This is a genomic window from Pseudomonas marincola (assembly GCF_900682675.2).
GTDB lineage: Bacteria > Pseudomonadota > Gammaproteobacteria > Pseudomonadales > Pseudomonadaceae > Aquipseudomonas > Aquipseudomonas marincola.
Genome location: NZ_LR215729.2, coordinates 4,326,998 through 4,341,328 on the forward strand (window position 1 = coordinate 4,326,998; position 14,331 = coordinate 4,341,328).

Below are 14,331 nucleotides of genomic sequence, written 5' to 3' on the forward strand. Positions count from 1 at the left end.
GGCCCCACCATGTCCGAGACGCTGCTTAACGCCCGCAACCTCGCTTTCGAGCTCTATGAAGTGCTGGATGCCGAGGCCCTTACCCAGCGCGAGCGCTTTGCCGAGCACAGCCGCGAAACGTTCAACGCGGCAATCGATACGGCGCGCAGCATCGCCGAAAACCTGTTCGCACCGCACAACCGCAAGAACGATGAAAACGAGCCCGAATACGTTGATGGCGCGGCGACGCTAATCCCGGAAGTGAAGCCGGCGGTCGATGCGTTCCTTGAGGCTGGTTTTCTGAATGCCACCCGCGAATTCGACGTCGGCGGCATGCAGTTGCCCAATTTGCTGTCTCAGGCCTGCTTCGCCCACTTCCAGTCGGCCAACATTGCGACCTCGTCGTACGCCATGCTGACGATGGGCGCGGCCAATCTGATCGAGGCGTTCGGCAACGAAGACCAAAAGCAGCGCTACCTGCAACCGATGATCGACGGGCGCTTTTTCGGCACTATGGCGCTCACCGAGCCACACGCGGGCTCATCGCTGTCGGATATCCGCACGCGGGCCGAACCAGCAGCAGATGGCACTTACCGGCTCAAGGGCAATAAGATATTCATCTCCGGCGGCGACCATCCGCTGTCAGACAACATTGTGCACATGGTGCTGGCAAAACTGCCGGATGCACCGCCTGGCGTAAAAGGCATCTCGCTGTTTATCGTGCCCAAGTTTCTAGTCAACGATGACGGCTCGCTTGGTAAGCGCAATGACGTTCTGCTGGCAGGCCTGTTTCACAAGATGGGCTGGCGCGGAACTACCTCAACAGCGTTGAACTTCGGCGATAACGGCGAATGTGTGGGCTACTTGGTAGGTAAACCTCATCATGGCCTTGCCTACATGTTCCAGATGATGAACGAGGCGCGGATCGGCGTTGGCATGGGCGCGGTCATGCTCGGCTATGCCGGTTACCTGTATTCACTCGACTACGCCCGTCAGCGTCCGCAAGGCCGACTGCCAGACGGCAAAGACCCGACCAGCAGCCAGGTTGCGATCATCGAGCACGCCGACGTGCGACGCATGTTGCTGACCCAGAAAGCTTATGTCGAAGGCGCTTTTGATCTGGGCCTGTACGCAGCCAGATTGTTTGACGACACGCAGACGCTTGAAACCGCAGAGGCCCGCAGCAGCGCGCTGGAACTGCTCGACCTGCTGACCCCAATCGTCAAATCCTGGCCTTCGGAGTTCTGCCTCAAGGCGAACGAACTGGCGATTCAGATTCTCGGCGGCCACGGTTATACCCGCGAGTATCCCGTGGAGCAGTATTACCGCGACAATCGCCTGAACCCGATTCACGAAGGCACTCACGGCATCCAGTCGCTCGACTTGCTGGGGCGCAAAATCTCGATGAACAACGGGGCGGCGCTCAAGCAGTTGGTCAAGCTGATCCAACAATGCTGTGAGCAAGCCAAAGGCTTCACCTCGCTTGACGCAATGCGCCAACCACTTGAGCAGTTACTGGCACGCCTGTCGGCAGTCACCCTGGCGTTGCTGGGTGATTTGATGAGCGGCAAGGTTAATCAGGGGCTGGCGAACTCGGCCTTGTACCTCAAGGTGTTCGGCCACTGCGTGATTGGCTGGCGCTGGCTGGAACAGGCAATTCGCGCTGAGCAAGGTCTGGCGCACGGCAACCCTGCCGACACCGACTTCTATCAGGGCAAGCTACAGGCTGCGCGCTACTTCCTGACATGGGAAGTGCCAGCCTGCCAGCACGACCTAGACCTGTTGGAAGCGCGTGACGACACCTGCCTGAACATGCAGGACAACTGGTTCTGAAACAGCCGGACGTGGTGCGCCGGTTGTCACTCGCAACCGGCGCATCGCAAGCATTAGGTACAGTTTTCAGGCAATTGTTTACGCCAATTGCTAACCCAATTGCGGGGCCACAGGTTAGAATCAGTGGCACGCGCAATGCATAGTTTCATGGCGCGACCTTCCTCTGCATATGGAGTACGTGCCCTTGGATGCCAGCACCATCAACAGCCTGTTCATGATTGGTGCATTGCTGGTTGCGTTGAGCATTCTGGTCAGCGCCTTCGGCTCGCGCTTCGGCATCCCGATCCTGGTTATCTTTCTCGCGGTCGGCATGCTCGCCGGCGTCGACGGTCCGGGCGGCATCGTCTTCAACAATTACCCGCTGGCCTATCTGGTAGGCAACCTGGCACTGGCGATCATCTTGCTCGATGGTGGTATGCGCACCCGCGTGTCGAGTTTCCGCGTAGCGCTCTGGCCTTCGTTATCACTGGCAACTGTCGGGGTAATGGTCACAGCCGGGCTCACCGGCGTCGCCGCCGCGTGGCTGTTTGATCTGAGCCTGATGGAAGGCCTGTTGATCGGCGCTATCGTCGGCTCAACAGACGCCGCCGCCGTATTCAGCCTGCTCGGTGGCAGCGGCCTCAACGAACGTGTCAGCGCCACCCTCGAAATCGAATCCGGCAGCAACGACCCGATGGCGGTGTTCCTCACTGTCACTTTGATCAGCATGCTATCAAGCGGCCAGACCGGCTTTAGCTGGGACTTGCTGATGCAGTTGGTCTTGCAATTCGGTCTGGGCGGCATATTGGGTCTGGGCGGCGGCTGGCTGCTGCTCAATCTGGTCAATCGCATGGCGCTGGCCAACGGGCTCTACCCTTTGCTGGTAGTCAGTGGCGGCCTGATGATCTTTGCCATTACCACGGCATTCGGCGGCAGTGGCATTCTGGCGATTTACCTGTGCGGTCTGCTGCTGGGCAATCAGCCGATTCGCTCGCGCCACGGCATTCTGCACATGCTCGACGGCCTGACCTGGCTGGCTCAGATTGGCATGTTCCTGGTACTTGGCTTGCTGATTACACCGCATGAGCTGCTGGCCATTGCGCTGCCTGCACTCGGTTTGGCGCTGTGGATGATTCTGTTTGCGCGGCCGCTGTCGATCTTCCTCGGCCTGATGCCATTTCGCGCGTTCCACGACCGCGAGCGGGTGTTTATCGCCTGGGTCGGTTTGCGCGGCGCCGTGCCGATTATTCTCGCGGTGTTCCCGCTCATGGCCGGGCTGCCAAATGCGCAACTGTTCTTCAACGTGGCCTTCTTTATTGTTCTGGTCTCGCTGCTTCTGCAAGGCAGCAGTTTGCCGCTGGCCGCCAAGTTGCTGCGCGTGACTGTACCGCCAGAGCCGGCACCGGTATCGCGCACCGGCCTTGAGGTGCACCCGACGAGCCAGTGGGAATTGTTCATCTATCGTCTGGGCGCCGAAAAATGGTGCATCGGCGCGGCGCTGCGCGAGCTGAAAATGCCGCAGGGAACGCGCATTGGCGCCTTGTTCCGCAATCAGCAATTGCTCCACCCGTCAGGCAGTACCCGGCTCGAGGCTGGCGACATGCTTTGCGTCATCGGTCACGAACATGATCTGCCGGCGCTGGGAAAACTGTTTAGTCAGGCACCGAAGCGCGGACAGGATCTACGCTTCTTTGGTGACTTCGTACTTGAAGGCGATGCCGAACTTTCCGCCGTGGCCGCGCTGTACGGTTTGAAGGTCAGTGAAGCCGACAGCAACCAGCAGCTGGGCCGCTTTATCGCGCAGGAAATCGGCGGTGAACCTGTCGTAGGCGATCAGGTCGAATGGCAAGGTTTGACCTGGACGGTCGCCACCATGGAAGGCAATAAAATTCGCAAGGTCGGGGTCAAATTTCCGGAAGGTAGCCGCCCCAGCCCGGGTTTGTTTCTCTAACTGTTTATCACTCAGAGTCGCCAGATAGCGCCCATGCCATCAATTCGTAGCGTTGCTTTATCTATTCTTCTTGGCCTTAGCGTGGCCATGCCCATGGCCCACGCGGCGCAAACGCCTAAAAGCGAGGATGTCCAGCGGAGCCTGGAAACCATCAGCGAGCGTAATCTGCCGGAAGCGGATGCGGCCGAGCTGAAACAGGTTCTGGAAAAAACCCTGAGCCTGCTCAATTCGCAAAAAGACAGCGTCAAGAAACTCGACGACCTCAAGGCCCGGCTCGATGAAGCGCCACGCCTGATTGGCGAGGCCCAACGTGAGCTGGCTCGTTTGAAAGGCAGCACGCCGACGCCAGTTCAGGAACGCTACGCCAACAGCAAAGTGTCCGACCTTGAGCAACTGATCAACGAGCGCAGTAATCAGTTGGCTCAATGGCAGAAAGACATTATTGAAGCCAATAGTCTGATCATTACCGCACAAACCCGCCCGGAACGTGCACAGGCCGAAATCAGCAGCAATCAGGTTCGCGCCCGCGAAATTGCCGGCATCCTCAAAGCCGGCAAGATGGATGGCAAAGCCCTCAGCAGCGAAATGCGCGACCAGCTCAATGCTGAAGTCGATCAGCTCAATGCGCAAACCGAGTTGCGCCGCCAGGAGTTGAGCGGCAACAGCCTGCTGCAGGACCTCGGCAGCAGCCAGCGCGACCTGCTCGAAGTGCGCATCAAGCGCCTTGAGCAAGAGCTGATAGACCTGCAAACGCTGATCAATGACAAACGCCGCGAACAGTCGCAACAAACCGTTAGCGAGCAGTCGCTGGAGGCCGAGAAAGCCGGTTCAGACAAACTGCTCAGCCTTGAGAGCAGCTTGAATCTGAAATATTCAGATTACCTGCTGCGTGCGACTGACCGGCTCAATCAGCTTACCCAGAAGAACCTGCAAACCAAGCAGAAGCTCGACTCGCTTAATCAGATTGATCAGGCGCTGGACGAACAGATCAACGTTTTGCAAGGCAGCCTGTTGCTGTCGAAAGTTCTGTACCAGCAGAAAAAAGCCCTGCCCTCGCTCGAGATCGACGCCGGCCTGAGTGACGACATTGCCGATATTCGCCTCTACCAATTCGAACTCAACCAAGCCCGCGAGCAGATCAGCAACCCCGACACTTACGTTGAAGATAAACTCGCCAAGCAGCCTGCCGAAGAAGTCACGCCCGAAGTCAAAACATCGCTGACGTCACTGATCCAGACCCGTCGTGACCTGCTGGACCGACTCAATCGTGAACTGAACGCAGTCCTCAACGAGTCGATTACCTTGCAGTTGAACCAGAAGCAACTGCAAACCAGCGTTACAACCTTGCGTGAGACACTCGACGAGCAATTGTTCTGGATCCCCAGCAACAAACCACTTGATATCTCCTGGTTCGAGGAAATGCCTGCGCGCCTCCAGCGCCAGTTATCCGAACTGCCCTGGCGCTCGAGCTCTCAAGAGCTGGGCGCAGGGCTGGTCGAGCGACCGCTGCTGTTCCTGCCCTTGTTGCTGCTGATCAGCTTCCTGCTCTGGCGCCGGGGGATTATCTACAAGAAGCTCAAGGAGCTGCACCACGACATTGGCCACTACAAGCGTGACGGTCAATTGCACACGCCAATGGCGTTGCTGCTGAATGTCCTGCTGGCTTTGCCGGGTGCCTTGTTCTTCGGGCTCTGCGGCTTTGCCCTGCAAATGGATGCACGCGGACAGAACGCCAACCTGGGTTCGGCGCTCTACGGCATGGCATTCGCGTGGTTAGTGTTTTATACCTGCTACCGGATTCTCTCGCCGGGCGGCGTTGCAGAACTGCATTTCCGTTGGGGCAAGCCCAATGTCGCGTTCCTGCACCGGCAAATTCGCTACCTCGGCCTTGTGGTCATTGCGCTGGTGGCAGTGGTTACCGTGGCCGAACGCCAACCGGCTGAGTTAGCCAATGACGTTATTGGCATCGGCGTGGTTATTTCCTGCTACGCCCTTATGGCGTGGCTGCTGTACAAACTGCTGATCAGCGGGCCAGCCCGCGAAAACTCATCGACCTTCCGCACCCTGATCGGCTGCTTGTTCAGTCTGCTGCCACTGGCGCTGATCATCGCCGTTGGATTTGGCTATTACTACACCGCGCTGAGGCTGACTGACCGACTCATCTACACCATTTACCTGCTGATATTCTGGGTCATCATCGAAGCCACGCTGATCCGTGGTCTGGCAGTTGCGGCCCGGCGCCTTGCTTATCAACGCGCGCTGAGCAAACGCCAGGCGCAGGAAGACTCCGACGGCTCTGACGTTGTTGTAGAGGAGCCCACGCTCGACATCGACCAGATCAACCAGCAATCGCTACGCCTGATTCGACTCGCGCTGGTGGGTACCTTCGTGGTTGGGTTGTATCTGGTCTGGGCCGATTTGATTTCAGTGTTCTCCTACCTGGATAACGTCACGCTCTACGAATACAGCACGGGCTCGGGCGCCACGGCCAGCGTTGTACCGATCAGCCTCAGTGACGTACTCAGCTCGCTGCTGATAATCGGTATTACCATCGCGCTGGGCCGCAACTTGCCGGGCCTGCTGGAAGTGCTGGTGTTGTCGCGGATGAAACTTGCGCAAGGCAGCGCGTATGCCACCACAACCTTGCTCTCTTACGTCATTGTCGGCCTCGGCTCGGTTATCACCCTCTCAACCCTGGGCTTGAGCTGGGACAAACTGCAGTGGCTGGTAGCAGCTCTGTCAGTCGGCTTGGGTTTCGGCTTGCAGGAAATTTTTGCCAACTTCATTTCCGGTCTGATCATCCTGTTCGAGCGTCCGGTGCGAATTGGCGACGTAGTGACCATCGGCAACCTGTCCGGCACGGTAAGCCGTATCCGCATTCGCGCCACCACGATTACCGACTTTGATCGCAAAGAAATCATCGTGCCGAATAAAACCTTCGTCACCGACCAACTGATCAACTGGTCGCTGAATGACACGATCACCCGCGTGATCATCACGATTGGCCTGGCGTATGAGGCGGATCTTGAGTTGGCACGCAAGCTGATGATGCAGGCGGCCATGGATAATCCGCGGGTTCTGCGCGACCCGGAACCGGTGCTGTTCTTCCTCAGCATTGGCGCCAGCACCTTCAATTACGAGCTGCGCGTGCATGTGCGCGAACTGGCTGATCGCAACGCCGCCACCGACGAGTTGTTAACCAAAATCGCCATGAGCTTCCGCGAGAACAATGTCGAGATGGCATTCAATCAGCTCGATGTTTCAGTGAAGAGCTTGAAAGGCCTCGAACTCAATTTGAAAACCGGTAAGACCAGCTTCATCAGTGACGAGCCGGAGCAAAAACAGCCCGATGATCTGAACAAGCAGCCGCCAGCGGTCGACCCGAACTGAGCATGGCGTTATTGTCGGTGTTAACGCCGTCGGCCTTCTTGCCGACGGCCACCGTTTTGCTGGAGTGTGGTTTTGAAGTTACTCACCGACCTGACATTCGATAATCGCTTTGCCCGCCTAGGCGATAGCTTTTCGACCGAGGTCAATCCCGAGCCGATCAGTGACCCCAAGCTGGTAGTCGCCAGTTTGGGCGCTGCTACGCTGCTCGACCTTGACCCCAAGGAGCTGGATAACCCGCTGTTCACTGAGATATTCGCGGGCCACAAGCTGTGGAGTGAAGCCGAGCCGCGGGCGATGGTTTACTCCGGCCACCAGTTCGGCGGCTACACGCCGCGCCTTGGCGACGGTCGGGGCCTGTTACTCGGTGAAGTGCTCAATGACAGCGGCGAACATTGGGATCTGCACCTGAAAGGCGCAGGCCCGACGCCGTATTCGCGCATGGCTGATGGCCGCGCGGTGTTGCGCAGTTCAATCCGCGAATTTCTCGCCAGCGAGCACCTGCATGCGCTGGGCATCGCCACATCGCGGGCGCTGTGCGTGACCAGTTCGAGCACGCCGGTGTGGCGCGAGAAGCGTGAAAATGCCGCCATGCTATTGCGCCTGGCCCGCAGCCATGTGCGCTTTGGCAGCTTCGAGTATTTCTATTACACCAAGCAGCACGAGCTGCTGAAACAACTTGTCGATCACGTACTCGACGCGCATTACAGCGAGTGCCGAAGCGAGCCCGAGCCATATCTGGCAATGTTCAAGACCATCATCGAACGCAACGCCGAAATGATCGCCCACTGGCAGGCTTACGGCTTTTGCCACGGTGTGATGAACACCGACAACATGTCTATTCTCGGCATCACTTTCGATTACGGCCCTTACGCCTTCCTCGATGATTTCGACGCCCGGCACATCTGCAACCACTCGGATGACACCGGCCGTTATAGCTTCAGCAATCAGGTGCCAATCGCCCAATGGAATCTCGCGGCGCTGGGACAGGCGCTGACACCGCTGGTCAGCGTCGATCAGCTGCGTGAAAGCCTGGAGCTGTTCCTGCCGCTGTACGAGGCCCACTATCTGGATCTGATGCGCAAACGCCTGGGCCTGCTCACGGCCGATGAAAACGATGGCGATCGCATCCGCACCCTGCTGCAACTGATGCAAAGCAGCGCGATTGACTACACCCGGTTTTTCCGCGAACTCGGAGACAGCACGGCAGAGGCTGCCTGCGCACGCTTGCGTGAAGACTTCACCGACCTTGCCGGCTTCGATGCCTGGTCAGCCGACTACATTGCAAGAAGCCAGCTTGAGGGCGACTCGCAAGAGCAACGCCGCACGCGGATGCACGCTGCCAATCCCAAATACATTCTGCGCAACTATTTGGCGCAAGAGGCTATCGAGGCTGCTGAGGCGGGCGATTACGCACCTGTGCGCGAACTGCATGAGGTGCTCAGCAAGCCATTCGATGAGCAGCCAGACAAAGAGCGCTATGCCCAGCGTCCGCCGGACTGGGGCAAACACCTCGAGATCAGTTGCTCATCCTGACATTGGCCTGAAAACGCTGCCGGGGGCTTTATTCAGTCGCCGGCCAGCATCCAGTCCAGGCCCATCTGCACATGCAACTCGGTGCTGTCGTACAACGGCAGCGGAGCCTCGACACCCTCAAGCAGCAGGCCGATCTCGGTGCAGCCCAGAATCCCCACTTCGCAGCCCTGCGCCCGCATGTCTTCAAGACACGCGAGGTAAAAAGCGCGGGACTCGTCGGTGAATACACCACGACACAGCTCGGCAAAAATCACCCGATCAATCTCGCCAATCTGCTCTTCGCTGGGTATCCGCACATCAATGTCGAAACGTTCAGCCAGCCGCAACCGGTAGAAATCTTCCAGCATGGTGAAGCGCGTGCCCAGCAAGGCAGCCCGCTTGATACCGGCATTCTGTAAAGCAAGGCCCACCGCATCGCCGATGTGCAAAAGCGGGATCGACACGGCCGCCTCGATGACAGGCGCTACTTTGTGCATGGTGTTGGTGGCCAGCAACAAACCTGTCGCGCCGGCCTGCTCCAGGCGCTGCGCACTGTCGGCCAACAACGCCCCCGCGGCCTTCCAGTCGCCACTGCTTTGCAACGCCGCGACCTGAGCGAAATCCAGTGAATGCATAAGCAACGGCGCTGAATGCAAACCGCCGGCGCGCTCGCGAACGCCCTGATTCAGCAGCCGGTAATAGCTTGCCGTGGACTCCCAGCTCATGCCACCGATTACGCCTAGTTGCTGCATCGCATCACCTCCGGGTAAAAACTGAAACTAACACCCAGGCATAAATGGGCCTAGTGACAGTTGCCACATATATCCAAAGTACAGCAGTTTTGGTTAATCCAAAATCGCATATAAACCTGCCCAAACATTCTTAGACTATCTAAGCAAAGCCCACTATCTTGGCGACCTTGTGCCGGCTCTCATCGCCAGCTCACCACTTCCACGGTTCAAGGTTGGGACATCAATGCTCGGGGTTTCATTGCCGTTGCTGTTTGTCGGCGCACTGCTGGTCTGGGTGTTGTTCGCCTTTGTTCGTGAGAAGTGGAGCCCGGATATCGTCGCTGCAATCGCAGTGGCAGCCCTGCTCATCACCCAACTGCTGACGCCCGCTGAAGTGCTCAGCGTGCTGTCCAACTCCGCCCCAGTCACCATCGCCTGCATGTTCGTGCTCTCGGCAGCACTGGAGCGCACCGGTTGCGTTGATGCGCTGGGCAACTGGCTGGGCAATCTGGTCGGCACCAGCCCGATACGTGTGCTCACCGGCTTGACCCTGACCGCACTGGTTATTTCCGCCTGCCTGAATAACACCCCGGTGGTGGCGATTCTCACCCCGGTGGCCATTTCCCTCGCCCGTCGCGCTGGCACCATGCCGTCCAAGCTGCTTATCCCGTTGTCTTACGCGACAATTCTGGGCGGCACGCTGACGATGATTGGCACCTCGACCAACATTCTGGTCGACGGCGTGGCACGCAAGGCCGGACTTGCGCCCTTCGGGATTTTCGAGATCACCGGAGCCGGCCTGATTCTGGCGACTGCGGGCATGGCTTACCTGTTATTGGTTGGCCGCCACCTGTTGCCAGATCGCGACACTCTCTCACGCCAACTGCGCCCTGATCTCGACCGCACCTTCATGACCGAATTGCTGGTGCCGCACGAGTCGCCGGTTATCGGCAAGACCCTCAGCGAAGCCAACCTCAATGGCGGCAGCGGCCTGCAAGTGCTCAAGCTGTTCCGTGAAGCGCTGGAAATAACCGAGCCGGGTCACGACACCGTGCTGGAAATGGGCGACCGGCTGGTGCTGCACGGTCAGGTCAAGAACGTGGTCGAGCTGCGCGAAAGCGGCCACCTGACGTTCAATCGCAGCGACGCATTCGAGACCATCAGCAGCCATGATGTCATTCTGGCCGAGGCCATCGTGGGCCGTAACTCTCGCTACAGCCATCGCCCGATGCGCGACCTCGACCTCACCGCCCGCTACGGTATCGCCGTGCTCGCCGTGCACCGTCAGGACGAAAATGTGCAAGGCAACCTCGATGACTTCGAGTTGCAGTTTGGCGATGTAATGCTGGTAGAAGGCACGCCCGCGCAGATCAAACGCTTTGCCGACAACGGTGAACTGATCAGCCTGCACGCCGTGCAAGAACGCGCCTTCCGCCGTGATAAAGCGCCGATAGCAATCGTCGCAACATTGGCCGTGATGCTGCTCGCCGCCTTCGGCGTGATGCCGATTGAAGGCCTGGCCATCATTGGCGCGGTCGCGGTACTGGCAACTCGCTGCCTTGATGTCGAGGATGCTTACAAGGCCGTCGACTGGAAAATTCTCAGCCTGATCTTCGGCATGCTGGCAATCAGCATTGCCATGGACAAAGTCGGGCTGGTGAAGATACTGGTCGAGAACGTCATGGGCTGGCTGCCGTGGGCCGGGCCGCTGTTGATGCTGTCGTTCATCTACCTGTTTACATCGATACTCACCGAGCTTTTGTCCAACAACGCGGTTGCGGTATTGGTCACCCCAATCGCCATCGGGCTGGCGCAGCATCTGGGCGTCGACCCGCGCCCGTTTGTGGTCGCTGTGATGTTTGCCGCCAGCGCCAGCTTCGCCACGCCCATCGGCTATCAGACCAATACCTTTGTATATAACGCGGGCGGTTATAAGTTTACCGATTTCATGAGGGTCGGCATTCCGCTTAATCTACTGCTTTGGGTCGTCGCGACGATTGTCATCCCGCTATTCTGGCCACTCACGCCGCTGTAGCAGCCCTTGATATCGGCGCACGATGCCTGCACATTGCAGGTAATTCTTGTGGAGCCGAAGATGACACAACCGTTACTAATCCCCTGCCCCAGCTGCAATGGTCTCAACCGTATTCCGGCCGACCGGCTGAGTGATGCGCCGCGCTGCGGGCGCTGCAAAAATAGCGTACTGCTCAACACCCCGTTTGAACTGAACGCCAGTAACTTTGCGGCCCAGATTAAGGGCGACCTGCCTTTACTGGTCGATGTCTGGGCAAGCTGGTGCGGTCCGTGCCAGGCCTTTGCGCCAACTTTTACCCAGGCTGCCGCGCAACTGAGTGGCCGCGCGCGCTTGGCCAAACTCGACAGTGAAGCCAATCAGCAACTCGCCGGCCAACTTGGCATCCGCTCGATCCCCAGCCTGATTCTTTACCGTCAGGGCAGTGAGCTGGCGAGAATCAGCGGTGCCATGAACATGACGCAGTTACTCGACTGGCTGAAACAGCAGAATATTTGAAGCCGGCGTAAAGCGGTTAGCCGTTGCCAAATACCTCGTATACAGTTATCTGCAATTCTCAGGGTTAACGCTTATTCAGCGCCCTGCCCGCATTCGATAACAATAAATAAAGAGGCTGCACATATGCCAATGCCCGAGGCAATCGCCCGCCAGCTGACCGAAGAACAAATAGCCTTCGTAAAACGCAGCGGCCTTAAAGCCGAAGCGCTGCAACCGGGCTTTGTGCGCTTACGCATGCCCCTGGCGGGCAACACCAACCATATTGGCAGCATGTATGCAGGCGCTTTATTTACATTGGCAGAGATCCCTGGCGGCGCATTGTTCGTCACCAGTTTCGATGTAAAACGCTTCTTCCCGATCATCAAAGAGATGAACCTGCGATTCAGGCGCCCTGCCAGCAGCGATATTTTCGTTGAGGCAACGCTCAGCCAAGAGCAGATAGTGGCGCTGCAGGACCAAGCCGAACGCGAAGGCAAGGCCGAGTATGAGCTGGCGCTTGAGCTAACCGACGAAACGGGGGAGATTGTGGCAGTGAGCCACGGTCAGTATCAGTTAAGGGCTTATTAATGCCAGACCCGATTTGGGTCTATTAGCGGCTAAGCCATGGAGCATAATAAATTTGCCGACTTGTCTCGGCAGGAGATTTTTACTGATGACCACGCACATCCTTATCGCCCACGACTTACGTGAAACCGCGAATCTAGCGTTGCAGCGCGCCAACCAGCTGGCAGCGCAGCACAATGCCAAATTAACGGTATTGCACGTACTCAACCCCAGCCAAAGCCAACAGCAGCATACCCAGGCCAAAAAGAGCCTGAACATGAGTATTGCTGAGTATGCGCCGGACTCCACGGCCCGGGTGATTATGGGCGGCAAGCCGTCTGAAGTGGTGCTGCAGCAAATTATCGACTTGGACTGCGACCTGCTGGTGTTGGGCGCCCACCATAATCGCCACGACTTCTTCAACGGCACCAGCCTCGACCGCATCGCGCGCAGAAGTACGGTGCCGATGCTGGTTGTCGCGCGCGATGAATTCAGCCCGTACAAACGCGCGCTCTCCGCGCTCGACTTCTCGGTGTGCTCCTGCTGCGCGCTGGAAAAGGCCTATTGCCTGCTCCCGCCCACCGCCGAGCTGCATGCACTGCATGTCTATTGCCCGGAGAAAAGCAGCGCGAAAAAGGACGAGACAGAGTTCCGCATGCAGTGCATGTTGATCGAACAACTGCTCAAAGATGAGCAGGAGAAACTGCCAGCAGAGGGCCCGAAGCTCACTCACAGCGTGCAGCAAGGCGGGATTTTGCGTGGTTTGCAGGAAGAGCTGAAAAGCCGGCGCGGCGAACTGCTGGTGCTGGGCAGTCACGGCCGCAGCGCATTGTCCCAAGCGTTGCTCGGCAGCCTTGCGCAACACTTTCTGCACAAGGCGCCGTGTGACATTTTCGTGGTGCGCTAAACCGCTGTGATCTTGCCTGAGCCTGAATCATCAGGCTCAAACAACTACGCGTTTACCGCTACTGCTGCAGCAGGTCGTGCAACTCGACAAACTGCAGGGTCAGCTTGTGTCGCGGCTCAAGGTAAATCAGCGGCGTGCAGGCCTGATGCGACTCGCGCATTTTCACCGAACTCATCAGGTTCACCGGCAACACCGGCAAGCCCTCTTCCACCAACTCATCCAGTAACTGCTGCGGCAGCGTGGCGCGCGGCTGGAATTGGTTGACCACGATGCCCTCAACTTCCAGGCCTTCGTTGTGGTCTTCCTTCAATTCTTCAATCTCAGCCAACAAACCGTACAGCGCATTGCGCGAGAAACTGTCGCAATCGAACGGGATAAGCACGCGATCAGCCGCTATCAACGCAGAAACGGTATAAAAATTGAGTGCCGGTGGCGTGTCCAGATAGATGCGGTCGTAATCTTCCGAAAGATCATCGAGCAACTTTCGCAGCTTGTTGATCTTGTGCTTGGCCTCAAGCTTGGGCTGTAAGTCAGCCAACTCGGCCGTCGCCGTCACCACATGCAGGTTATCAAACGGGGTCTCGTAGATATCGACCTTGCCCTTTTTATTGAAAGGCCCGCTGGACAGCGTCTGTTTGAAGAAATCAGCGATGCCTACCGGAATTTCTTCCCCCGTAAGCCCGGTCAGATAATGCGTGGAGTTGGCCTGCGCATCGAGGTCAATCAGCAGCGTACGATAGCCCTGTGAGGCGCTGACTGCCGCAAGATTGCAGGCAATACTCGACTTGCCCACACCCCCTTTCTGATTAAAAACTACACGCCGCATCTGATTCGCTCCTAATCCCTGAATTGACATCGATTCTATGCACATTACATGACAACGGCGAGGTTCCTCAGCAATTGAGCCCGACCGTTAGGCAAAAACTGGCGCCAAAGTTTGCGCAACCCCCCGGCCATCGAGATAATGCCAGCACTT

General features: G+C 57.8%; 10 protein-coding genes. 8 read left to right on the plus strand and 2 right to left on the minus strand.

Annotated elements, in window-relative coordinates; translation table 11 throughout:
• Nucleotides 1-9: 9 nt before the first annotated feature.
• From PMYSY11_RS19790 to selO, 4 genes are all read left to right on the plus strand, one after another.
• Entirely contained in the window at nucleotides 10-1,812 is a 1,803-nt protein-coding gene (locus PMYSY11_RS19790; protein WP_150547810.1) for an acyl-CoA dehydrogenase, read from the plus strand.
• A 184-nt stretch (nucleotides 1,813-1,996) separates the two neighbouring features.
• On the plus strand, nucleotides 1,997-3,742 hold the full coding sequence (locus PMYSY11_RS19795) for a potassium/proton antiporter (protein ID WP_069898337.1): 1,746 nt from the start codon (nucleotides 1,997-1,999) through the stop codon (nucleotides 3,740-3,742).
• Between the two features lie 33 nt (nucleotides 3,743-3,775).
• A complete protein-coding gene (mscK, locus tag PMYSY11_RS19800; protein WP_150547811.1) occupies nucleotides 3,776-7,132 on the plus strand; it encodes a mechanosensitive channel MscK in 3,357 nt (1,118 codons plus the stop codon).
• Nucleotides 7,133-7,204: 72 nt separating this feature from the next.
• Nucleotides 7,205-8,665: a protein adenylyltransferase SelO gene (gene selO / locus PMYSY11_RS19805; RefSeq protein ID WP_150547812.1), complete on the plus strand. Its 1,461-nt coding sequence runs from the start codon at nucleotides 7,205-7,207 to the stop codon at nucleotides 8,663-8,665.
• Between the two features lie 32 nt (nucleotides 8,666-8,697).
• On the opposite strand, the gene PMYSY11_RS19810 is transcribed toward selO, so the two are convergent.
• Nucleotides 8,698-9,396: an aspartate/glutamate racemase family protein gene (locus PMYSY11_RS19810; protein ID WP_150547813.1), complete on the minus strand. Its 699-nt coding sequence runs from the start codon at nucleotides 9,394-9,396 to the stop codon at nucleotides 8,698-8,700.
• 223 nt (nucleotides 9,397-9,619) lie between these two features.
• On the opposite strand from PMYSY11_RS19810, the gene PMYSY11_RS19815 reads away from it, so the two are divergent.
• From PMYSY11_RS19815 to PMYSY11_RS19830, 4 genes are all read left to right on the plus strand, one after another.
• Nucleotides 9,620-11,410, plus strand: a complete 1,791-nt coding sequence (locus PMYSY11_RS19815) for an SLC13 family permease (protein ID WP_069898341.1) — start codon at nucleotides 9,620-9,622, stop codon at nucleotides 11,408-11,410.
• A gap of 60 nt (nucleotides 11,411-11,470) precedes the next feature.
• A complete protein-coding gene (gene trxC / locus PMYSY11_RS19820) occupies nucleotides 11,471-11,905 on the plus strand; it encodes a thioredoxin TrxC (RefSeq protein ID WP_069898342.1) in 435 nt (144 codons plus the stop codon).
• Between the two features lie 123 nt (nucleotides 11,906-12,028).
• On the plus strand, nucleotides 12,029-12,472 hold the full coding sequence (locus PMYSY11_RS19825) for a YiiD C-terminal domain-containing protein (protein ID WP_069898343.1): 444 nt from the start codon (nucleotides 12,029-12,031) through the stop codon (nucleotides 12,470-12,472).
• Nucleotides 12,473-12,557: 85 nt separating this feature from the next.
• The gene (locus tag PMYSY11_RS19830; RefSeq protein ID WP_150547814.1) at nucleotides 12,558-13,355 is read left to right on the plus strand and encodes a universal stress protein; all 798 of its coding nucleotides are present in this window, start codon (nucleotides 12,558-12,560) and stop codon (nucleotides 13,353-13,355) included.
• A 58-nt stretch (nucleotides 13,356-13,413) separates the two neighbouring features.
• Here PMYSY11_RS19830 and PMYSY11_RS19835 read toward each other — a convergent pair whose 3' ends face one another.
• Nucleotides 13,414-14,181: a ParA family protein gene (locus tag PMYSY11_RS19835; protein WP_069898345.1), complete on the minus strand. Its 768-nt coding sequence runs from the start codon at nucleotides 14,179-14,181 to the stop codon at nucleotides 13,414-13,416.
• Between the last annotated feature and the right edge of the window lie 150 nt (nucleotides 14,182-14,331).

What these genes read in the sequence shown, in the direction of transcription:
- PMYSY11_RS19790 (WP_150547810.1), top strand. Translation starts at nt 10, where the DNA reads ATGTCCGAGACGCTGCTTAACGCCCGCAACCTCGCTTTCGAGCTCTAT.
- mscK (WP_150547811.1), top strand. Translation starts at nt 3,776, where the DNA reads ATGCCATCAATTCGTAGCGTTGCTTTATCTATTCTTCTTGGCCTTAGC.
- PMYSY11_RS19810 (WP_150547813.1), bottom strand. Translation starts at nt 9,396, where the DNA reads ATGCAGCAACTAGGCGTAATCGGTGGCATGAGCTGGGAGTCCACGGCA.
- PMYSY11_RS19815 (WP_069898341.1), top strand. Translation starts at nt 9,620, where the DNA reads ATGCTCGGGGTTTCATTGCCGTTGCTGTTTGTCGGCGCACTGCTGGTC.
- trxC (WP_069898342.1), top strand. Translation starts at nt 11,471, where the DNA reads ATGACACAACCGTTACTAATCCCCTGCCCCAGCTGCAATGGTCTCAAC.
- PMYSY11_RS19825 (WP_069898343.1), top strand. Translation starts at nt 12,029, where the DNA reads ATGCCAATGCCCGAGGCAATCGCCCGCCAGCTGACCGAAGAACAAATA.
- PMYSY11_RS19830 (WP_150547814.1), top strand. Translation starts at nt 12,558, where the DNA reads ATGACCACGCACATCCTTATCGCCCACGACTTACGTGAAACCGCGAAT.
- PMYSY11_RS19835 (WP_069898345.1), bottom strand. Translation starts at nt 14,181, where the DNA reads ATGCGGCGTGTAGTTTTTAATCAGAAAGGGGGTGTGGGCAAGTCGAGT.